The 21,249-nt window shown below is 43.2% G+C and carries 26 protein-coding genes; 11 read left to right on the forward strand and 15 right to left on the reverse strand.

Features of this window, described 5'->3' with window-relative positions; all coding sequences use genetic code 11:
* The 5 genes from TVG_RS04490 (at position 1) to TVG_RS04510 (ending at position 3,746) form a co-directional block, all read left to right on the forward strand.
* Positions 1–567, forward strand: coding sequence for a histidine phosphatase family protein (locus TVG_RS04490; RefSeq protein WP_010917090.1), 567 nt, complete (start codon positions 1–3; stop codon positions 565–567).
* A 275-nt stretch (positions 568–842) separates the two neighbouring features.
* Positions 843–1,391 (forward strand): 2-oxoacid:acceptor oxidoreductase family protein, encoded by a 549-nt coding sequence (locus tag TVG_RS04495; RefSeq protein ID WP_010917091.1) that lies wholly within the window; start codon positions 843–845, stop codon positions 1,389–1,391.
* Complete coding sequence (locus TVG_RS04500; RefSeq protein WP_048053993.1) at positions 1,385–1,684, forward strand: 4Fe-4S binding protein; 300 nt, start codon at positions 1,385–1,387, stop codon at positions 1,682–1,684. Before TVG_RS04495 ends, TVG_RS04500 begins: the two co-directional genes overlap by 7 nt.
* Positions 1,681–2,859: a 2-ketoisovalerate ferredoxin oxidoreductase subunit alpha gene (gene porA / locus TVG_RS04505; RefSeq protein WP_010917093.1), complete on the forward strand. Its 1,179-nt coding sequence runs from the start codon at positions 1,681–1,683 to the stop codon at positions 2,857–2,859. The genes TVG_RS04500 and porA overlap by 4 nt, the downstream gene beginning before the upstream one ends.
* Positions 2,859–3,746 (forward strand): 3-methyl-2-oxobutanoate dehydrogenase subunit beta, encoded by an 888-nt coding sequence (locus TVG_RS04510; protein ID WP_010917094.1) that lies wholly within the window; start codon positions 2,859–2,861, stop codon positions 3,744–3,746. Before porA ends, TVG_RS04510 begins: the two co-directional genes overlap by 1 nt.
* Before the next feature lie 13 nt (positions 3,747–3,759).
* Here TVG_RS04510 and TVG_RS04515 read toward each other — a convergent pair whose 3' ends face one another.
* Positions 3,760–4,317: a class I SAM-dependent methyltransferase gene (locus tag TVG_RS04515; protein WP_010917095.1), complete on the reverse strand. Its 558-nt coding sequence runs from the start codon at positions 4,315–4,317 to the stop codon at positions 3,760–3,762.
* 247 nt (positions 4,318–4,564) lie between these two features.
* Here TVG_RS04515 and TVG_RS04520 point away from each other — a divergent pair, with 247 nt between their 5' ends.
* Entirely contained in the window at positions 4,565–5,677 is a 1,113-nt protein-coding gene (locus TVG_RS04520; protein ID WP_241760250.1) for a TIGR04053 family radical SAM/SPASM domain-containing protein, read from the forward strand.
* Here TVG_RS04520 and TVG_RS04525 read toward each other — a convergent pair.
* The 7 genes from TVG_RS04525 to TVG_RS04555 form a co-directional block, all read right to left on the reverse strand.
* Positions 5,667–6,119 carry an SRPBCC family protein gene (locus TVG_RS04525; RefSeq protein ID WP_010917097.1) on the reverse strand — a complete coding sequence of 151 codons (453 nt, stop codon included), beginning with the start codon at positions 6,117–6,119 and terminating at the stop codon, positions 5,667–5,669. The two genes, TVG_RS04520 and TVG_RS04525, sit on opposite strands and share 11 nt — an antisense overlap.
* Positions 6,120–7,364, reverse strand: coding sequence for an FAD-dependent oxidoreductase (locus TVG_RS04530; RefSeq protein ID WP_010917098.1), 1,245 nt, complete (start codon positions 7,362–7,364; stop codon positions 6,120–6,122).
* A 51-nt stretch (positions 7,365–7,415) separates the two neighbouring features.
* Positions 7,416–7,901 carry a glycerophosphodiester phosphodiesterase gene (locus TVG_RS04535; RefSeq protein ID WP_048053994.1) on the reverse strand — a complete coding sequence of 162 codons (486 nt, stop codon included), beginning with the start codon at positions 7,899–7,901 and terminating at the stop codon, positions 7,416–7,418.
* 62 nt (positions 7,902–7,963) lie between these two features.
* Positions 7,964–9,268, reverse strand: a complete 1,305-nt coding sequence (locus tag TVG_RS04540; RefSeq protein ID WP_010917100.1) for an RNA-guided endonuclease InsQ/TnpB family protein — start codon at positions 9,266–9,268, stop codon at positions 7,964–7,966.
* Positions 9,255–9,659 carry an IS200/IS605-like element ISTvo5 family transposase gene (gene tnpA / locus TVG_RS04545; protein WP_010917101.1) on the reverse strand — a complete coding sequence of 135 codons (405 nt, stop codon included), beginning with the start codon at positions 9,657–9,659 and terminating at the stop codon, positions 9,255–9,257. Before tnpA ends, TVG_RS04540 begins: the two co-directional genes overlap by 14 nt.
* Before the next feature lie 42 nt (positions 9,660–9,701).
* Positions 9,702–9,902: a hypothetical protein gene (locus tag TVG_RS04550; protein WP_010917102.1), complete on the reverse strand. Its 201-nt coding sequence runs from the start codon at positions 9,900–9,902 to the stop codon at positions 9,702–9,704.
* Between the two features lie 73 nt (positions 9,903–9,975).
* Complete coding sequence (locus tag TVG_RS04555) at positions 9,976–10,512, reverse strand: nicotinamide-nucleotide adenylyltransferase (RefSeq protein ID WP_010917103.1); 537 nt, start codon at positions 10,510–10,512, stop codon at positions 9,976–9,978.
* A gap of 226 nt (positions 10,513–10,738) precedes the next feature.
* Between TVG_RS04555 and TVG_RS04560 the strand changes: the two genes are divergently transcribed.
* Both TVG_RS04560 and TVG_RS04565 read left to right on the forward strand, forming a co-directional pair.
* Complete coding sequence (locus tag TVG_RS04560) at positions 10,739–12,628, forward strand: 2-oxoacid:ferredoxin oxidoreductase subunit alpha (protein WP_010917104.1); 1,890 nt, start codon at positions 10,739–10,741, stop codon at positions 12,626–12,628.
* Entirely contained in the window at positions 12,618–13,541 is a 924-nt protein-coding gene (locus TVG_RS04565; RefSeq protein ID WP_010917105.1) for a 2-oxoacid:ferredoxin oxidoreductase subunit beta, read from the forward strand. The genes TVG_RS04560 and TVG_RS04565 overlap by 11 nt, the downstream gene beginning before the upstream one ends.
* A gap of 14 nt (positions 13,542–13,555) precedes the next feature.
* On the opposite strand, the gene TVG_RS04570 is transcribed toward TVG_RS04565, so the two are convergent.
* On the reverse strand, positions 13,556–14,716 hold the full coding sequence (locus TVG_RS04570) for a pyridoxal phosphate-dependent aminotransferase (protein WP_010917106.1): 1,161 nt from the start codon (positions 14,714–14,716) through the stop codon (positions 13,556–13,558).
* 140 nt (positions 14,717–14,856) lie between these two features.
* Between TVG_RS04570 and TVG_RS04575 the strand changes: the two genes are divergently transcribed.
* Both TVG_RS04575 and TVG_RS04580 read left to right on the forward strand, forming a co-directional pair.
* A complete protein-coding gene (locus TVG_RS04575; protein ID WP_010917107.1) occupies positions 14,857–15,690 on the forward strand; it encodes a DNA adenine methylase in 834 nt (277 codons plus the stop codon).
* Between the two features lie 82 nt (positions 15,691–15,772).
* Positions 15,773–16,444 carry a metal-dependent hydrolase gene (locus TVG_RS04580; RefSeq protein ID WP_010917108.1) on the forward strand — a complete coding sequence of 224 codons (672 nt, stop codon included), beginning with the start codon at positions 15,773–15,775 and terminating at the stop codon, positions 16,442–16,444.
* Here the strand turns inward: TVG_RS04580 and TVG_RS04585 are convergent.
* From TVG_RS04585 to TVG_RS04595, 3 genes are read right to left on the reverse strand one after another with little or no spacing between them, the layout of a single operon-like run.
* Positions 16,441–16,806, reverse strand: coding sequence for a PIN domain-containing protein (locus TVG_RS04585; RefSeq protein WP_010917109.1), 366 nt, complete (start codon positions 16,804–16,806; stop codon positions 16,441–16,443). The two genes, TVG_RS04580 and TVG_RS04585, sit on opposite strands and share 4 nt — an antisense overlap.
* On the reverse strand, positions 16,787–17,398 hold the full coding sequence (locus TVG_RS04590; protein WP_010917110.1) for a mevalonate-3-phosphate 5-kinase: 612 nt from the start codon (positions 17,396–17,398) through the stop codon (positions 16,787–16,789). The genes TVG_RS04585 and TVG_RS04590 overlap by 20 nt, the downstream gene beginning before the upstream one ends.
* Positions 17,398–17,982 carry an isochorismatase family protein gene (locus tag TVG_RS04595; RefSeq protein WP_010917111.1) on the reverse strand — a complete coding sequence of 195 codons (585 nt, stop codon included), beginning with the start codon at positions 17,980–17,982 and terminating at the stop codon, positions 17,398–17,400. Before TVG_RS04595 ends, TVG_RS04590 begins: the two co-directional genes overlap by 1 nt.
* Positions 17,983–18,073: 91 nt before the next feature.
* Between TVG_RS04595 and TVG_RS04600 the strand changes: the two genes are divergently transcribed.
* Positions 18,074–18,829: a glycosyltransferase gene (locus TVG_RS04600; RefSeq protein ID WP_241760251.1), complete on the forward strand. Its 756-nt coding sequence runs from the start codon at positions 18,074–18,076 to the stop codon at positions 18,827–18,829.
* A 3-nt stretch (positions 18,830–18,832) separates the two neighbouring features.
* Here TVG_RS04600 and TVG_RS04605 read toward each other — a convergent pair whose 3' ends face one another.
* The 3 genes from TVG_RS04605 to TVG_RS04615 form a co-directional block, all read right to left on the reverse strand.
* Complete coding sequence (locus TVG_RS04605) at positions 18,833–19,156, reverse strand: hypothetical protein (protein ID WP_010917113.1); 324 nt, start codon at positions 19,154–19,156, stop codon at positions 18,833–18,835.
* 123 nt (positions 19,157–19,279) lie between these two features.
* Positions 19,280–20,830: a helix-hairpin-helix domain-containing protein gene (locus TVG_RS04610; protein ID WP_010917114.1), complete on the reverse strand. Its 1,551-nt coding sequence runs from the start codon at positions 20,828–20,830 to the stop codon at positions 19,280–19,282.
* A 46-nt stretch (positions 20,831–20,876) separates the two neighbouring features.
* Positions 20,877–21,239 carry a hypothetical protein gene (locus tag TVG_RS04615; RefSeq protein WP_010917115.1) on the reverse strand — a complete coding sequence of 121 codons (363 nt, stop codon included), beginning with the start codon at positions 21,237–21,239 and terminating at the stop codon, positions 20,877–20,879.
* Positions 21,240–21,249: the final 10 nt, after the last annotated feature.

Genomic DNA, 21,249 nt, shown 5'->3' on the forward strand with positions numbered 1-21,249 from the left:
ATGAAGAAAGTGTACCTGGTCAGGCATGCAAAGACTATTATGAATTATACGAATAGATGGCAGGGAAGGAGCGATAGCGATATATTGCCGGGTGCCATAGAAAAACTTTTATCTTCGATCAAAAGCATCGAAAACGAAGGCATAAACAAAATTTATTCAAGCTGTATAGGGAGGGCTATAAAATCCGCGGCTGCCGCTGCAAATGTCTTAGGTCTAAATTCAATATTTTTAGATTGCAGGTTTAATGAGAGAGATCTAGGGTTACTGGAGGGTAAAACTGTGGATGAAATACGCACAAAATTTGGCATCGAGTTCTTATACATAACCTCTAGAGACATCGAAAAGCTGCCGTATGTTGAAAGCTGGCCTGACTTTGTTTCGAGGGTTTTCTCTGGCTTAGAGTCTTTGCCAGACGGCCGTACGCTTTTAATAACTCACGGTGGAGTCCTTAGGGCCGTTTACAATACCTTATCTCATTCAGACGAAAGGAGAGTGATATTCGACAACGGTGATATCCTAGTTTTGAATAAAACTGATTCATGGGATATAGAAAGGATAATCAAATAGGGCAGTTATCCTTAAATTTAGTTATTACTAAGCTATAAGTGGTATTCTTTATAGCAGTCTAATATTTAAAATGAACTATTGCTTCAATTATAATAAATAAACATTGATATAGATCAAAATAAAACTATTCAAATATAACCTATTTTTACGTTATTGGTAATTACTCATAGATCTGTTGATTTTTTCTGAATGGATATAATTAAATAACCGGGAAAAGGTATAGTTATTATCAGGAATAATTAAATATTAGCAGAGGAAATTCAGAATTGATAGCTATGTATGAAATAAGGTTCCATGGAAGAGGTGGTCAGGGGGCGGTTACAGCGAGCAGAATTCTTGCTGCGGCAGCCTTTCTGGAAGGTAAATACGCCGTATCGTTCCCATTCTTTGGTACTGAGAGGAGAGGCGCTCCTGTTACTGCCTTTACCAGGATAGACGAAAATGAGATATATGTCAAGTCGCAGATATATGATCCAGACATAATAGTTGTTCTGGATACATACGTACTGCGAACATCCAATGTTACCGATGGCCTCAAAAGTGGAGGTATAGCTGTAATAAATTCACCTTTGCCGCCTGAGAGTTTCAACCTAAATGCCAAGGTTGCAACCGTTGACGCTGTTGGAATAGCAGTAAAGCACGGCCTTGGGAGCAGGGCCAATCCAGTCATAAACACATCTATGATCGGTGCATTCGCCAAGGCAACTGGTCTTGTATCACTGGAGAGTGTATTGAAATCAACGGAAACCAACGTGCCAGGGAAGGTCAAGGAGAACCTTGATGCAGTAAAGGAAGCGTATGAAAGCGTAAAGGTGGGGTGGTAAAGACGGTGATGGTACCTGTTGCCGAGGTTTCTACAAGGAATCACCCAACGGATAGTTGGAGGATCCAGAAACCGACTATACAATACGATAAGTGCATTAGGTGCATGATTTGCTGGAAGTATTGTCCAGACAACGCTATAGAGATAAAGACTGGAGATGAGAAGGCCCCAAATGAAAGGGTAGCAAAGATGGAGTTTCCAGCCATAGACTACAAATTCTGCAAGGGATGCGGAATATGCGCTAATGAATGCCCGGAAAAATGCATAGACATGGAGTTTGAGGTGATACAATGAAGTCTATGCAGGATTATCGAACAATAATGACAGGAAACGACGCCGTTGCTTACGGTGCAAAGCTTGCAAGAGTCAAACTGATCTCTGCATATCCGATAACCCCGCAGACGACCATAGTCGAAAAGCTTGCCTCTATGATTGCTAATGACGAGCTCGATGCTAAGTATGTGAAGGTTGAAAGTGAACACAGCGCACTTGCAACTGTAGTTTCCTCCGAACTCGCCGGCGTAAGATCCTATACTGCCACTAGCTCTCACGGGCTTCTATACATGCACGAAATGCTGCACTGGGCATCCGGCCAAAGGCTTCCAATAGTTATGAGCGTAGTCAACAGGGCAATTGGCCCGCCTTGGAACATATGGGCGGATCAAAGTGATACCATGAACCAAAAGGATACAGGATGGATGCAGGTGTACTGCGAATCAAACCAGGAAGCCTTAGATACCATAATAATGGGATACAAGATCGCAGAGAACAAAGATGTACTGCTTCCGCTCATGAGTATGGAAGATGCTTTCATTCTCTCGCATACATCAGAGCCGGTAACGATTAGGGATCAGGAGTCTGTAAACGAATATCTCCCGGACCTCGATCTGCCATTTAAGATAAACGAGGAGCACCCAATGGGCTACGGTTCTTATGATACGCCAGATGGCAGCTTTATGGAGCTCAAAAAGGATATGGTAGATTCAATGCAAAAGGCAAAACGCATAATAGAGGATGAAACAAGGAAGTTCAACGAAATGTTTGGTACGGAATATGGCGGGTTGATTGAAAAGTATAGGATGGAGGACGCTGATTACGCTATCATCGCAACTGGAACTATAGCATCTACGGCAAGGTACGTCGTCGATATTCTAAGGAAAAAAGGGGAAAAAGTCGGTCTCATAAGGATACGATACTTCAGGCCGTTCCCCTATGAAGAGATCTTGTCATCTCTCAAGTATGTAAAAGCTGCAGGCGTGATCGACCGTTCAGTTTCATTCAGCAGTGGCGGCCCTACTTACGTCGAGATAGTCCAGGGCCTATACGGAAAGCTAAATGTGCCATTAAGCAGCTTCATAGCTGGAATTGGTGGCAGAGACGTAAGGATTCAAGACATAGAAAATATTTACGAAATGTTGAAGTCAGGCAATTCCGGCACATATTGGATAAACGTTAAGGAGGTGAGATAATGCCAATATCGATACCAAAGCAGGAGCTTATGGAGCCTGGCCATACAGCTTGTCATGGATGCGGTGCAACCCTTGCCATGCGATACGTGCTTAAGGCCCTGGGAACAAAAACTGTCGTGTCCGTTCCCGCTTCGTGTTGGGCAGTTATACCTGGCGCGATGCCCTACCGTACACTCGACGTACCTATGGTATATACCCCATTTGCAGCTACGGGAGCAAGCATATCTGGACTCCGGGAAGCCTTAGACATCCAGGGCAAGGAGGACTATAATGTAGTTGGCTTCGCTGGGGACGGAGGTACAGCAGACATAGGCCTCCAAGGGCTGAGCGGGGCCATGGAACGGGGGCATAACGTATTCTACATAATGTACGACAACGAAGGTTACATGAACACCGGAGTACAGAGGTCAGGGAGTACGCCTTACGGTGCCAAGACAACAACTACGCCAGTAGGTAAGGAAAGGGACTTCAAAAGGGAAAACAAAAAGGTAGTAGCTGATATGATGATTGCACAGAACGTTCCATACGTGGCCACAGCTACAGTCGCGTATCCGGAGGACATAATAAAGAAGATAGAAAGAGCTAGGGAGATCAATGGCCCGAAGTTCATCCAGATACTCGCCCCATGCCCGACAGGGTGGTACTATCCGCCTGAAAAGACTATAGAGATATCAAGGCTGGCTGTGCAATCGAGAATGTTCCCTCTCTACGAATTCGTAGAAGGAAAATTTTACCTAAATAAGAGCTTCAAACAGGTCGATGTTACCGATTACATAAAGGCACAGGACAGGTTCAGGCACCTTAATGACGAAGAAATAGAACAGCTCAGGCGGTATATTGAAGAGAGGTGGAATATGCTGCTTGAGTGGGAAAAACTTTATCGTTAATTTATATTATTTTTCAAATTTTCTTAAATATTAACCCGTAATGATGAGGGCCCGCTTCTATCTCGGATTCGATGTCAAAGTTATGCGATGCTATCTCTAGCATAGCTTCCTTTTTATCTATGCGTATATCAATCGGCGGGCCACGCGTGGTCTCTTCCTTTTTCCAATCTATATCTACCAAGAATCTACCAGCTCTTAATATTCTGTATATTTCCGAAAGCACTTCATCTCTATCATCAAAGTCATGATAGGCGTTTGCTATGAATACCAAATCGGCGGATAAATCAGGGAGAGGAATTTTCTCCGCTGGTGCCTTTATCGTTACTATGTTCGATCTCCCGTCTATTCTCTGTTTTAGGGCGTCTATCATCTCCTGCGATGCGTCTATGGCGTAAACCTTCCCATCCGTTGTCTCGGAGAGTGGAAGCGTAAAAAAACCAGGTCCGCAGCCAAGATCTACAATGTCGAAATTTGGCTGGATTGGTATCTGCGACACTATCTTTTCTGGATCTTCCCACTCCTTTCTTAATGAGGGCAGCATGAAATCTACGTTGTGCTTGCCAAAGTGCAAACAATCACCTTTATCCCTATCTTATTCATACTATTTATAAAAACGTTAGTGCTTTTGTGAAATTCAGGATGCTAACGATCCTTTAACTTTAGAATGTATTTTTGACGTTTCATTAACATCCAACTGTTATGCTTGTTCAAATACTTTTAGTGTTAAGTTGCTTAGCGAATTCCAGAACTTTAAAATTGATTAACGCCGTATATATGCTATTGGGTAATGCTATTAATCAGGTCGAGATACACAGTGCATGATGGGTTATAATTTCAATGAGAAGCCACTCCTCATCTTTTGGGAAACAACGAAGGCATGCGGTTTGAAATGTGAACACTGCCGGGCTTCTGCAATTCTCGAAGCTCTTCCAGATGAAATGAATTACGATGAGTCCATAGACTTCCTTTCACACATAAAGGAGTTTGGCAAGCCTTATCCAATAGTCATATTGACTGGCGGTGATATGCTCAGGAAGCGGCGAATAAACGATATAATGAAGTACCTAAAGGATGCCGAGATACCGTTTTCTGTCAGCCCTGCGGTCACTGAAATGCTTACTGATGAACGGATTAAGTCATTTCTGGAATTTGGCGTATCTTCAGTTTCAATAAGCCTCGACGGCATGAAGGATGTTCACGAGAAGGTCCGAGGCGTGCCCGGGGTCTTCGACGACACTGTCAGGGTAGTAGAAAAATTAATCAAAGAAGGCATACCTATGCAGATAAACACTGTCGTTATGAGATCAACAGTTAATGATCTTCCGAAGGTACTCAAGCTTATCCTTGATAAGTCGGTTAAAGTGTGGGAGGTATTCTTTTTGATAAAAACAGGCCGCGGCATCGACAGGGAAGATCTAAGCCCTGAGGAATACGAGGATGTAAACAAGTATCTGCTCTACGCAACGGGTTACGGTATTAGGATTCGGACTGTAGAATCGCCCATATTCAGGCGCATCACATTGCAGAGCGGATCAACGGGAAGAATTGAAGGCGGGCCTCTTTACCAAAAGCTCGTATCGGAGACGGAAAAAATAATAGGAAAAAAGCCGTCTGCTATTGCAAAGTCCGTTATTCCTACACGAGATGGCTACGGCATAATATTTGTTGGCCACAACGGAGACGTATACCCTAGCGGATTTTTACCATACAAAGTTGGGAACGTTAAGAATCAAAGCATCGTAGATATCTATAGGAAAAGCGAACTTCTGAGAAAGATAAGGGATCCTGACAACCTTGTTGGAAAGTGCGGCTTCTGCGAATACAGATCGGTTTGCGGCGGTTCACGGGCAAGGGCATTTGCCTATAGCTCGGATCCATTCGGAACAGATCCAAGCTGTTCATACATGCCCAAGTCCGTTGTTAGTGCATAGATATCTTTCCTCTTAAGCACTCTATACTTCTCTTTATATTTTCGTCCGTTACTTCTTTTATTTTTTCGCTCCCCATAGCCTTTAGTATAAGCCCGTAATCGATAGCTGCGCTCCATGTTACTTTAGCATGTTCGTTGCTGCCTTCAACGAAAACTTTGACGTTCATCGATACAGAAGAGCCTGCTATCCTTCCGCTTCCATTTACCGAAATACCATTGTCCCTCTCTGGCACAAATAGAAACTTCATCTTTCCTGAGATATGCTTCAAATACGAATTGGATAATGAAGAAATATCTAGCCTAATCCTGCACTCAAACTCGTTTCCATTGTTCGTATAGCTGTCAATGCCTGGCAGACACGCGACTACATTCTCAAAATTTGATATAAACTGCTTAACCTCCGCGGGATCTCGATCTACGTAAAATGAACCGGAATAATCCATTCAGCTCCCCTCTATTATTGTGGAAATAGCATAAGCTACGCTCCTCATTGCATTCTCTTCATCGATGGTGCCAATGCGGCTCATTGCCTTAGCTATGTACTTATCGTCTCTGCCGTACTTCTCTATAAACCTTTCATAAGTAGAATTCAGGTCAGGATTCTCTATCCTTATGGTAGCGCCTGTTTCTTTAGATATCTCCTTCGCAACATGCTCTCCTATCAGCCTCCCTGTTGTAAATTTCCCGCCAACCACAGTGAATACGCCTTCGCCATTTTTTATTATGCGGAAACTCCTGGATGCTTTCCTAGCATCGTCGCCTTCGTCTTCAAGGAGCGGCCTCACCGAATAATAAGTTCTGGAATAGTTCACATTCCGGATTAAAGGGATTAAAGAGGACATGTCCTCTATCATTGCTTCAACATCCTCGCTATCTATGGAAAAGTTTTCCGGATCATCAACGATAACGGCTGATGTCCCGAGTATCGAGAGGCCATCGTAAGGAACCATTATGTCAGCATCTGAAGGCTCCCTCATCCTATTTATTATTGATCTCACTATAGGTTTACTGAACACTACCATTATGCCGGCTGACGGCATAACTGGAGACCCGCCATAACCAGCAAGCTTAAGAAATTCGCCTGAAAATGGGCCTGTTGCGTTAACGATCAAATCAAAATGTTCGTAATGCAAAGATCCGTTTCTCTCAATACCTAGTACATATTTGCCTCCCTTCTCGCTTACTGAGGCTACTGGCGAATAGAGCCTGAACTTCGTTCCGTTCATGAAGGCTTCTGCTGCCACTGCAGCTGAAAATTCGTAGGCCCTAATGACCTTGTCTGGAACATGTATAACTCGATCCACATTCTTTACATTTGGTTCTATTTTCTTGAATTCATCTACATCGATATCATAGTTCGGGATGCCAGCATCATTGCATGCCTTAGTTAACGTATCTCCATAGTCTGACTCTTCACGATTAGAAGATACGAAGTATCCACCTGTGTCGTTGATGAACCATCTGGCGAAGCTGCTTATGGTATTATTCTCCGAAATACATTCCGATGCGGATACCTTGTCCGTAACTGCATACCTGGCACCACTATGAAGCATACCGTGGAACTTGCCAGACGTCCCCGAGGCGATGTCTCCTTTATCGAACACCTCCACATCGAAACCGCTTGCGGAGAGGTAGTATGCAGTAAATAATCCTGTTATGCCGGCGCCAACCACAGCTATTTTTTCCATATTTTTAAATCACCCGTGCAGTGTTAAACTTTTCTCGTGCCTCAAAGCGCATCATTTTATAGCACTAAGCATTCTGTCCCCCACATTCGTTATTATACCTTTGCATCCAAGCTTCTTCAGCTTATTCGCTAATTCGACATCGTCGACAGTCCAAGGAATAACCGGCTTTCGTAGATTCCTGCAGAAATCCTGGCTGATGAGGAAGTAGTGTGGAAGCAGTACACCATATTTACTTTGGGCGTCCTCAAGCAAGCCAGGATCATCAAAGTCTAGACCGGATCTAATGTCTGGATAATGCTCTGTAAGGTAATCTATGGCTTCTCCGCTAAAAGATATAACAATCGACCTGTCGATCAACCTTGATGCATAGATATTATTTGCAACCAAATCTACTAGTCTTGCTGCTTTGTTATCGAAGTGTTCTACTTTGATCTCGATAAAATAGTTCATGGAAGAATATCTTTCTAATACTTCCGAAAGGCTAGGTATGGGGCCTCCACTAATCAGTTTCACCTCCGATATATCGCTATACTTCATCTGACTGGGCCTGGCATTTAGACCTGCAAGCCTGATAAGATCAAACTGACCTCCTTCCCGCCCTAAAGGGTGAAGGTTCCCTTGTGGCGATTCATTGGTTTGCAGTTTACCGCCTTCATTTTCATCACTTCATAGCTAGTGGGTGAGGACACCCACCCCGCTCCATTCGTCCAGCGGTAGACCGCGGGCTGGGTCTTCAGCCCATTACCCCTATCCCTCACTGTGAGTTGCCCTCTGCTCCCAGCTCCTAGGGACTCGGGGATATGTAGGATATTTATTGCACCATTCAGGTCTGCGTTTATTACCTTCCCTATGCGGAGACACCTATAGAGACCACGCTTAATACGCCCATCATCATGGGCTTCCCCACATAGGGAGCAGGTCTTAGAAGTCCACGCCTCGTCTACCTTAACCACTTTAACACCTAACTCCTCACCAACCCCCTCAAAACGTCTAATGATGTAACCGTAGTTCCAGAAGTTAACCGTGAGTTTGTTTCCATGATCCTTGCTTATCTCTTTAGGATAGCCTATGGCGATCTCACCTACGCCTTTATTCTTAAACTCCTCCATTATCTTCCTTACCATACTGTTAAGGGCGTGCTTCAGAAACCTCTTCCTTTTTTCATGTAATAATTTCATCTCCCTACTCCTTCCCTGCTTATGCCTAGCCAGGGTTTTCTGTGCGACACTTATTCTTTTGCTATAATACTCGTACTGAGAGAGAACACTACCACCTTTGAAAATATACCAAGACCCGTCCTCAACGTAGACAGTTGCTAAGTTAATTATCCCTAGGTCTATGGAAGCCTTTAGTTTGTCTTCAGCTTTCACGTCATTCTGGACTTCCACTGGTATATATGCATACCAACTCCTCCTAGCCTCATTATAAATTATTTCCAGCCTACCTTGTTTCCCGCGCCACTTCAACTTTCCATTAAAACTCAGAGAGAGTTTGAAGTCCTTCAAATAGATGATCCTCTTTTCCTCATCAATTTCGTAGCGGTCGTTTCTAATGATTATTAACATCTTGTATTTTCCACTTTTATCCTTCCAGTACCCTGGGGGTCTAGGTTTAAACCATTTGGGCAATTTACCCTTCTTCTCTTCGATTAATGAGAAGAAGCTCCTCCAGCTCTCAGCGTTCTTCCTAGCAACCTGTTGTGTGTTAACCTTTAATATTTGCTTGTACTTCTCATACACCTCCTTTTCTGTTTTAGAGAAATCGACCCTCTCCCCTTCCTTAAACTGTTGCATTCTTAACCAGTTCACTTCGTTCCAGCATTTTGCAGCAACGATAGCGAGTTCTTTGAGCTTCTCGTGCGTCTCCTTACCTACGATTAGTTTAACCGCGTTAGCCCTCTTCACCTTCCTTCACCCACTGTTCCTCAATGTACTTCTTTATGGTCTCACTGGACACATTGCCAGCTGTCGATACAAAATAACTTCTAGACCAGAGCTTTTTGTACCTCCTTAGCTCTGGGGATTTCTTCAGTATTAGTCTAGCAGACTTCCCCTTGAAGTAGTTTGTTAGATATGATGGCGAATATCTTGGTGGGCAGTTTACGAAGAGGTGTATGTGGTCTGGCATGACTTCTAAGGCTATAATCTCACATCCCAGCTCCTTTGCTATTGATTTTAAAACCTCTTTAGTGTATTCAGCTACCTCGTTAGTTAGTATAGCTCTTCGATATTTTGGGATCCATAGGTAGTGGTAGTTGCACAGATATTTTACGTGTCTCGTCGATTTTAGCTCCACAACGCTTAGAGTATTCCAGAGTTTAAAAAACTTATCCCGCCCCTAGAAGGGGCGAGGCTTGTCTCTCGTTTTTGTCAAAGCGTGTATGTTGAATAGAGGGCCGATAAATAGCAGAGCGGGCCCGATAACTAGCAGATCGTATCCGTCTAGGAAGTAGCCCATGTCAGAAAGTATCGTAATAAAATAGTGGTACCTTCTGACATCTATATTATCTAGAGTCTTAAGCAATGCGTTCTGTTTCACATATACTTTTAAGATAATGGTCTTAAAAATTTTTTCGATGTAAAATATATATAAAAAATAAACGCGTTAATATCTATGGAACATCTTCATCGGTCGTAGAGAGCTGCCTTATCCTGGATATGCCATCTATCTCGCGTATTACTTCTACAACTGGCTCCGGCACATTTTGTTCCCAATTCTCTCCCTTTATCATCTTTTCTCTTATCTTTGTGCCTGTCCACTCGCTTCTATTGACCATGGGCAATGATCTAACTTCGTAGTGCTTCTCTGTGAAGAGACGCCGGACAAGCGGGTTGTTCGTATATACTACATCGAATTTAGGGGCTAGGGCCTCTACATGCGATACCCATAAGGAGTTTGCGTTTACATCTTCTATTGGCACAAGATAATAATTGTAAACGTGTTCCCGCTCAAGTGTGCGGGATATCATAAGATGCCTTTCACCTGCAGTAAAAGGATTTACAGTAGTGTGCGAATATTGGGCTGACCCAATTCCAATTATAATGGAATCATTTTCACGGAGTATCCTCTTTACTATCTCGAGGTGGCCGAGATGGAAAGGCTGGAATCTCCCTATCAGGAACGCTCTATGTTCCTTCGTACTCTGCATGACATGGTTTAGAATTAGGCGAGATATAATCTTAATGCGTACCATTGTATATTTGAGTTTAGAAATTAGATATATTTGCTAAAAATAACTGACAATATATGATCAGAAGCATTGACGGATTGCCTATAAACTTTACCTGTTTTCGTTGATTGATTTCGATATTCTGTCTACATTTTCGATCAAAAACATATTTTAATACGAAGGTAATAACCATAGTTGATAGAAAATGGACTTCAATATACTTATCGGCGGGCCGCAAGGTGGCGGTATTGATACAGCCGCAAACCTTGTAGGCAAAGCAGTTGCAACTTCTGGTTATGGTGTTCTCAGTGTGAGGGAATACCACTCCAACATTAAGGGAAGGCACAGTTACACACACATGCGTGTCAAGGAAGACCAGCCGAGGTCGTTAAAGTACCCGGTCAATATTTTTGTAGCACTCGACCCTGACACAATATTTGAGCACTTAGATGATGTCTCGGAAGCCTCAATCGTTATATACGATAAAACCACTGAAGATTACGATCTTCAGGCTGCAAGGATGATCATGAGGGATACATCCGCTAAAATCAGAAGCATCCTTCAAGAAAATGGTTTTGAAACAACTATTAGAGGCGCCCTGAAGTATATGCAAAAGCGCGGCGCCAAGTTGCTGCCTGTGCCATTTGCAGATATAGCCACCCAGGCTGTTCCAAATGGCACACCGAGCAGGTACTTCAACACAATAGGTGCCGCTATAGCGCTGGCAATCATTGGCATCGATGAGAAATTCGCCAAGGATAGCATATCTTATATATTTAGAGGAAAGCAGCAGGTAGTTGAAGAGAATGTTAAGGTTGTTGAACAATCCTATAAATTCGCCACGGATAGCGGAGTAGCTGGAAAGACGCTGCCAGCAAAGCCTACGCCCAGAAAACTTCTCTTAACTGGGAACGATGCCTCTGCTCTAGGCAAGCTTCTCGGCGGATTAAGGTTCCAGACGTACTATCCGATAACGCCAGCAAGCGATGAGAGTACAACTTTAGAGGAGCACCAGAACATAAAATGGCTTAAAAACGAAGCTGAAAGCCTAAAGAAAGGCGGTGTAGTTATAGTACAAACTGAAGATGAGCTTTCCGCCATAAATATGGCCATAGGTGGTGCACTAACTGGCGCCAGATCAGCGACTGCCACAAGCGGCCCTGGATTCTCATTAATGGCTGAAGGCTTATCGTTCGCAGGCATGGATGAAGTTCCCCTTGTCGTAACTTTCTACGAGCGAGGCGGTCCTAGCACCGGCCTACCGACTAGGAACGGTCAGTCTGATCTTCTCTTTGCATTGAACGCCGGCCACGGCGAGTATCCAAGGATTGTATTTTCGTCCGGAACCGTGGACGAATGCATATATGATGCCGTTAAGGCTTTAAACTATGCAGCAAAGTACCAAATGCCCGTAATACACCTTATCGATAAGAATCTTGCCAACACGCTTGACCTAATATCAAAGATCGATCTTGACAAGGTAAAGATTGAGAAGGTGGAATTAGCAAAGGAAGGAGACGATGTAAAGCGTTACGATCTCAACACCCAGAATGGCGTTTCTCCATACGCTGTTATGGGTCGCAACATATTCTGGATGACCGGTGATGAGCATGATGAGCTTGGCCATGTTACCGAAGATTCAGACATTAGGGACAGGATGATGGAGAAGAGATTCAAGAAACTGGAAACAGCTGACAAAGAAATACCGGTGGATGAGAAAGCCCAGCTTATCGGTCCAGAAGATGCTGACATAACATTTGTGACATGGGGAAGCCAGAAGGGCCCGATATTAGATGTGATCGAGGATCTGAAACAAGATGACATAACTGCCAACCTGCTCTACCTTAAGATGTTCTCTCCGTTCCCAACTGAGTTCGTGAAATCCATACTTTCAAAGGCGCACTTAGTGATAGATGTAGAGAGTAACTTTACAGCACAGGCCGCACAGATGATCAAGCTGTATACTGGCATAGAAATAGAGAATAAGATCCTAAAGTACAATGGTAGGCATATGACGGAGGACGAGATACTGAACTCCGCGAAGAATATATTGAATAAGAAAAGTTTAATGGTGGTGCTTGAAGATGGTTCATAACTTTAGAAACGACATAACTGTGGATTGGTGTCCAGGTTGTGGAGATTTTGGTATACTGACTGCTCTCACTTCAGCGTTGTCCGAGCTTAACCTCGGATCGCATGATGTTGCTATTATCTCTGGTATAGGGTGCTCAGGTAAGACTCCTCACTACGTTAACGCTGCTGGTGCTCACACGCTGCATGGCAGAGCGATACCTGTGGCTGTAGGAGTCAAGCTTACGAATCCGCACTTGAAGGTCATCGTCACCGGCGGTGATGGGGACCTAATGAGCATAGGTGCCGGCCACTTGGTAGCGGAAGGCAGGAGGAATAGCGGTATAACCGTTCTCATGTATGATAACGCCGTATATGGGCTAACTAAGGGGCAGGCTGCGCCTACTCTAAAGCTTGGCGTACAAACAAAGAGTCTTGCAAGGCCGAACATATACGATGCAATCAACCCGATAATGCTTGCTATTTCATCAGGCTATTCATTCGTGGCTAGAGGTTTCAGCTTTGAGATTGCACATTTAAAGAATATCATAAAGCAGGCGATAATGTTTCCAGGATCTTCATTTATAGACATACTGCAGCCATGCCCGACATACAACAACATAAACACCATGGACTGGTACAAGAAGCGTGTCTACAAACTAGACGATGACAAGTCATGGGATCCAGTTATAACGGAAAACGATCCGAAGGCTGAAGAGAAGTACAATAAGGCCATAGAGAAGAGCTTTGAGTGGGGAGATAAGATACCTATCGGCGTATTCTACGTTAACAAGAAGGTTCCGCCTTTCACAGAGCGTCTTAAGCAGTACGTCGACAACTATGAACAGATACCGCCGGCCGTCCAGGATGTATCAACGGAGGATGGCAAGCCTATACTAGATCCGTTCGAAACCTTCAAAGACAAGATAATAGTCTAAAATTTTTATATATTTTATTCAAATTTTTCAATTAATTCTGACGCTTCCCTTACATGTTCTGTGTCAGCACTGAATGCGAACCTTATATATCCGTCTCCTGCAGGCCCGAACACTGGTCCTGGAGATGATCCGACACCTGTCTTGTCGAGAAGATAGTACGTCATATCCCAGGAATCCTTTACTTCTTTCGGATATTCCTTTATCTTTGCCCAAAGATAAAAAGTCCCGCCAGGCTTTACGGGTTCGAGGTACCTGGATTTTGAAACGGCATTGAATATAATATCGCGCCTCTTCTGGTATTCGCTCCTCATTTGCCCTACAAATTCCTGCGGGCCTGTGAGAGCAGCTACAGCACCGTACTGTGTTGCTGAATTCACACCGTTTATAGTGCATCTCAGCAGTTTTTTCATCCTGTCATAAAGTATTTCACTGTTGGTATGGGCGTAGCCTATGCGCAGGCCGCTCATAGCGTACGTTTTTGACATTGAGAATAACGAAATTGTGTTGTCGTACTTTGAACCTGGGCTCACGTGTTCGCGACCATCGAATATGACATCCTCGTAAGCTTCATCGCTGACTATGAAAATGCCCTTTGATTCAGCAAATGAGATGATCCCATCTATCTGCTTGGGTGTGAAGACAAGGCCAGTAGGGTTATGCGGGCTATTTACGAATACAGCTTTCACTTTATCGTCATCCTCATATTTTTGCATTTCCTCTATATAATTTTCAACCGGCAATCTTATAGGTACGCCTTCAGCTAATTTTATTATCTCGGCGATCTCAGTCCACATTGGATCTGGTATTATTACTTCATCGCCGGGGCTAAGGAGTGAACGGAATGTAACGTAGAGTGCATTCATCCCGCCGTTTGAAACTATTACGTTCTCCGGCGTCGCATCTTTGATCTTGTTCTTTCTCACCAGCTTCTCTGCAATAGCCTTTCTAAGTTCTGGGATTCCTGTAGAATCCGTATAGTGAGTTTTATTATTCTCTATGGCCTGCTTTATGGCCTCCTTAACATGCGGTGGGAGCGAAAATGACGGGTCTCCGGATTCAAGCCTGTATACCTTTTTGCCTTGCCTCTGCATCTCGAGCAGTTGATCCCTTATCTTTACTATGGCGCCAAATGAAATCTCGTCTACTATGTTCCTTCCTATGGTTGATTGTTTCATACGGCAGTTCATTTATTATCATGATATAAAACATTACTTCAATCGTTTGACAATTTGACTTTTTTCAATACCTAGCTGAAGAAAATAACTTTGCGTGCTGAAGAGAACAATAAAATAATATTCTGCGATGGCCAATTAAAATGGAGTACAGTAAAGCCTGCTGCAAGCCAGTCTTGAAGTGGGCGGGCGGAAAGAGGCAGCTTATTCCATATATAATGCGCTACGTTCCTGAGAGGTTCAAAACGTACTACGAACCTTTCCTTGGAGGCGCAGCTGTACTAATCCACCTGTACTCTAAGGGAAGGATATCAAAGGCAGTCGTATCGGATGTCAACAGGGATCTCTACATGCTATACAAAGAAATAAAGGAAAGGCCCATAGAATTGATAAGTGTGATGAGAAGCCTAAATTTTCAAAATAAAAGAGAAGACTATTACCGTGCAAGGGACTTGTTCAACGAAACGTCGGATTATAAGTTGAGATCAGCACTTCTCATCTATCTTAACAAACACGGATACAACGGCTTATATCGGCTAAATTCACTCGGGCTTTTCAATGTTCCGTTTGGCAGGCACAGAAATACGTCATTCCCGTCGGATCAGGATATACTTTCATTGTCGAATATGCTGTCATCTTGTACTATCTTGAATGAAGACTTCGAAAAGGCAGTAGCAGGAGCGGAATCCGGCGATTTCGTCTATTTCGATCCGCCTTACGTTCCGTTGAGCAAGACTTCTAACTTCACTTCATACACGGAATCTGGATTCACGCACAAAGATCAGGTCAGGCTTAAGGACGTATTTATCGAACTATCCAACAGAGGTGTATTCGTAATGGAAACAAATTCTGACACGGAAAACGTGAGAGATCTTTACAAAGCCTTTGAAATAATAGGGGTGCCAGCGAGGAGGAACATAAATTCGAACGCATCAAGAAGAAATGGCGCAACAGAGCTTATAATAAGGAACTACTGATCCGCATTCAACAGAAATGTGATTTATACTTAGAAGGCGTTAATGCGGAAAAGGATTTTAAATTTTGAAGTCATAATCAGCTATGGATGTAAAAATTATTTGGCATGGGCATGCTTGTTTCTCTATAGAAGGAAAAAAGAATGTGTTGATAGATCCGTTTCTGACAGGAAACCCCATGGCTAAGGTAAAGGCAGAGGATCTAAACCCAGACATAATCTTGGTTACGCATGGGCATTACGACCACGCAGCCGATGCAGTCTCAATATCCAAAAGGACTGGAGCCCCGGTGCTTAGCGTATTCGAACTTTCAGAAATATTCAAGGAATCAGGGATCAATACGATTGACATAAACCCTGGCGGAACGGTTGAGTTCGAAGGCGTAAGCATTAAAGCTACAATAGCGACACATTCCTCAAGCTACGATGGCAGATATGCAGGCAACCCAGTTGGTTACGTGATCGACATAGGACGCAAAATATACCACGCCGGCGACACTGGATACTTTAAGGATATGGAGTTAATTGGATCTGTAGATAGGCCAGAGATCTCGCTCCTCCCCATAGGTGGCCACTATACTATGGACGTGGATGGAGCAGTAGAAGCCCTCAAGATGCTGAAATCGCCCATAGCAATACCTATGCACTACAACACCTTTGACGTTATAAAAGCAGATCCGTTAAGATTCAAGAACCTGGCAGCAGCCGTAGGCACGTATGTAATCGTACCTAAGGTAGAGGAGCCTGTAGAACTCTAAAACAATATTTTTCTGCCTGATATCATTGCAACCTTTATTCCGGTTTCTCTCAATCTCCGTGAAAGGCGCTCATCGTTGGTAAGAACCATCGCACCAGTCTTCATTGCGGCTTCTATTACGCCATCATCTCCGTATTTATCGGTTTCAATTATCTCAAGCTTCTTTGCGTATTGATAGGCAATTCGTGCCGTTACGTTTTTTTTAGCGAGTCCGTAGAGCTCACGGATTACGCAGTAAGGAACGGCAGGCCGCGAGACTCCAGGTATCTCGATAACAGCATCCTCGAGCCTAATCTTCTTTTCTATAGCGTAAATTATTGCATTTGTATCGAGCAATATGAAGTTAGGCGTATCTGCTTTCACCCTTAACGATCATTTCTAAAATTGTTCGCCTGGCCTCTTCATAGTTGGAAGTATCGATAATCTTTACATTGTATTCCGATGATCTCATCATACTATACTCCATAATATTCCTATACTCGTAGAGGTGTTCTGCCAGCCTTGTACCGGGTGAGTTCTTATGCGTATAATTTATTCTATCCACTAATCGATCTCTATGGAGTTTCTCATCACCTATGTATAAATAAAACATATGTACGTTATTTCTTGCCTTTTCCGATAGCATCTCTGGGAGAAAATACAGTGTTTCCAGTATTAGATTTTCACCGTTTTCTATGGCCCTAATGAGTATACGATCGATGCCGGCCATCATTATCTTTGCCTGATCGATATATCCCTTTACTATATTCTCGTCGGTCTTCTGCCCATAGGCCTGCCATGCATCGTATACACTCTTCTGAATCAAAGGGTTGTCTCCAAACAACGGCCTAAGGAACTCCCTTAAGTAGTCTCCGGACAGCATGATGTCTATGCCGAGTTCTCTTGCCAGGAATCCCGATATGCTCGTCTTTCCGACACCTGGCACGCCGCCTATGAGAATGATCTTAGAATGCATCAGCCCACGCTCCAATACCTGATGAGGTCCCTTGAATCTATGACTTCTACATGCTGCGAGAGCAGATCGAGCGCTTCAAAGTATGTCCTTTCCGATATAGTTGAAGTTGCGTCAGATATAACGAAGGTGTAGTAATCATGAAGCAGCGACTCGATGGCAGATATATAAATGTCAGATTCTGTATAAAATCCTGCAAGTACTACGGTAGTTTTCCCCGACCCTTCGATCATATTCCTAACGGTATTGTCAGAAAATATGTCTTCACTCCCTATACTCAAGCCTGGCGGAATAGCAAGTTCTCCGAACTGCCTTATATATTCTTCATCATAACTAGACGGTGACATTAAGCTAACCATCTTCTGGCTGTACTTTCTTGCGATATAATCCGAAAGCCTTGAGCTGCGGAAGTTCCTCTCGATGAATACAGCGGGTATATTGTAAAGTTTCATTGCATCCTCTATCACCTTCATTGAAGTGATGAACTCTAGCTTACTAAAGATGTGTTTGAAATTTTCCTCAGTTGCGTTCATGATAACCAATATAGAATGGCCTGGATCTAGATCAGCACCGTCATACCTTTCCATCCATCACACCTAACCGCTAACTGCATAGTTTGATGCTTAATTATTTTATCTGCAACTGAAAAATTTAAAGTATATCCTGAAAATTCTCACCATGGTAATCTGTTTGAGTACAGAAATCAGCCTCGTGGCAGCTACACTCAATGAGATTGGAAACATAGCAACTTTCCTTGACAAGGTTGAGAAAGAACTCATTTACTACAACTTCGAGATAATAATCGTGGACGACAACAGTTCAGACGGAACTAAAGAATACCTTGCTGAACGATCGTTAAAGGACAAGAATCTGCATGTAATAGAAAATCCCTATAGAGTAGGTATGCTGGGGTCGCTCAAAATGGGGATAAATTCGGCAAAGGGCAAGTACTGTATTGTCATGGATGCTGATCTACAGCACCCGCCCGAGGCAATACTATCCATAATAGAGCGGCTGAATCACGGCTGCGACATAGTTGTTGGGAGTAGATACGTAAATGGAGGATCTGCCGGCGATAGGAACAGTTATCGAGCTTTATTATCCATTGGTGCACAATATCTATCTTACCTTTTCCTGCGTTCGGCAAGGTCCACTACCGATCCAATGTCTGGCTTCTTCGGCTTCCAAACTTCAATGAACCATGACTTTAGCTACAAAAACAGATTTAAACTGACAGATATGGGGGCTAAGATACTGCTTCTGCTGCTCGCGGAAAACCAGAACTGCAATGTATGCGATGTAGGTTACGTCTTCAGAAGCAGAGAACGCGGAAAGTCTAAAATTGTAAGCGGCATGTCTTTTCTAGAAAGGTATATGTCCGAATTATTGGACGCAATGATAGTCGAAAGGCAGTGGAAGAATAGGGGGTGCTGATAGCTAATCCGGCTTCTTCTCCTGCATATCCTTCTTCTTACTAGATCCTTTGGGCCTGCCTCTTTTACGAGGCATAACACTGCCTTTTCTAAGGTTTTTCTCCAGATACGAAACCGCTTCTTGCACATCAGATATATACTTTAGACCGTCAGCAAGATCCCTTCTGCCTATATATTCAAGCCACATGGATATATGGCCTTCAACAAGGTGATAGTAAACTGCGGCGCTATCAAACTTCGAAAGGCATTTCATTTCCTGCAGGAGGCTTTCTTCATCGCATGCAACACCGATTAGTTTATCGTATGATTTAAAATAAAAAGGTTCCATGGTTTATCAATGCACTTATAATATTTAAAATTTTATAAAGAATAAGTAAACTCTATGTAAGATATGGAATAAAGTTATCTGCTTAATTTTCACTACCGAAGCAAGAAATTTCGATCTCTCCCATCACTGTGAATTTTTTAAGTATGACATTAATGCGTTCGCATCTAACGTATTTATTATTCTATTTTTTTCTATCCATGCCCTCCGCGTTATGCCTATGCCAAAGCGCATAGAACCTTCCAATGAAGGCTCGTCGGAAAACGATCCTATGGCAACTTTGAAATCATATTTCCGAAGTGAGTATAGGAAATCACTTGTCGGCCTCACGTCACTGGAATTTATTAACACGATTATCCCAGATTTGCTTAACTTCTCAATAAGATTTTGAACAGCAGCAGATTCTGGCAGCCCGAGAGAGTCTATGTTGTAAAGCATAATTACGCCACTTGCTGATTTTAATTCCGAGACAGCGTTAAGCTTGCTGCAGTCCAAAGCCTTAATACTGGCTCCTGTTTTCACTGCTCTTCCCCCATCGAAAGTATACATGTAAAGATCTGTTAATGGCCCGTCCCCGGAGTCTACGAACACGTAGCTTATTCCCGTAATATTTTTTATATTCGAAACGTCCATTTTGCTGAACATATCACCCTTTACTTCACCGTACTGCACGATTTCCGGCAGCCTTTTCTGGGCCGCTGCCTCTATCTCGCCTCTGTCCTCCCTTAGCTCAGGAGGTATGTAGGCTAAATCCAGGGTTTCATATACCTTTTCCTCAGGCATTCCAGAAACGATGTTTTTGTCTCCGGAAAAGAGGCCGTACTCGTTGAGTTTCATCCCCTTTCCAATAGCGAGGCGCCTGAGCTTTATGTTGTGGTCTTTGCTGCCCGTAAAGTACTGCATTGCAGCACCGAAGCTCTCCTTAGATACTATCCTTAAATCGCACGTAGTACCTATTTTTAGAGATACGGTCGATTTCTTATCACCTTTCGCAATAATGGAGGAGACGCCGTCCATCTCTACGAACTTATCCATGAGCGCGTTTGGATACTCTGAAGCAGCCAGTATGTCAATGTCTCCAATCGTCTCCTTCATTCTCCTTGTAGAACCAGCGATCTCTACAATGAGAGCATAGCCTGTCGATTCAAGATAATTTTTTATGCGTAATGCTTCGGGATAAGCCTTCCATATGGGTATTCTCTCCGATACCCTTTCAGCCATTTCAATGTTCTTGAGGAGTTGATTTTCACTTTTTTCACCAAATCCTGGAATGCCCCGCACTTTGTGGTTTAAGATTGCATTTCTTAACTCTTCCACATTTGTTATACCGAGCGCCTGATAAAGTACTGCTAACTTTTTTGGGCCTAGCCCCTCTATCTTCATTAGCGAAATAAAATCTATAGGATACTTTTTCTTTAGATCCTCGTACTTTTGTATGCTTCCGCTATTTATGTATTCAACTATCTTATCGGCGATGCCCTTTCCTATCCCTGGTATCGATAAAAGTGCATCTTTTCCGCCTTTTTCATATATTGTTTCTAGGTCTTCTTGCATAGACGATATAGCTCGTGATGCCTTAAGATAAGCGTTGGCCTCGAACTGGCTTTTCTGTTCGCCGGCGGCTTCTAGTAGATACGCGATCTCTGTAAATATTCTAGCGATGTCTTGATTTATCACATTGCAATATGTAATATCGAGGCTTTAATTTTCCCGATGTAAATGCTTAAAAGGAGAACTTCAGCAGCACGACTGCGATCGCTGCAATAAGTATTGCTGCACCAAGCGCATAGAAAATTATAGAGTCCCTTCGCCTTTTGCGTATGCCGAATTCATCGTAGTTTTCGTATTGGTAGGCGTAATCGTAATCATCCTTTTTTTCGTCACTACTCTCATCTTCAGCAGGTGCAGGTGCCTGCCTACCTCTATAACGCCTGCCGAACATAAAGAAGGGAAAGAAAAATATCAAGGGAAAATAGCTGAATGCACCAGCATAGGCCGGTAAAAAAATCGGGAACAGAAAGTCAACAAGGACTATTAATACTATATAGAACAACAATATGAATAAAATACGGTCCCTGTAAGACATCTACACTCAA

It is taken from the genome of Thermoplasma volcanium GSS1, assembly GCF_000011185.1.
Taxonomy (GTDB): Archaea; Thermoplasmatota; Thermoplasmata; order Thermoplasmatales; family Thermoplasmataceae; genus Thermoplasma; species Thermoplasma volcanium.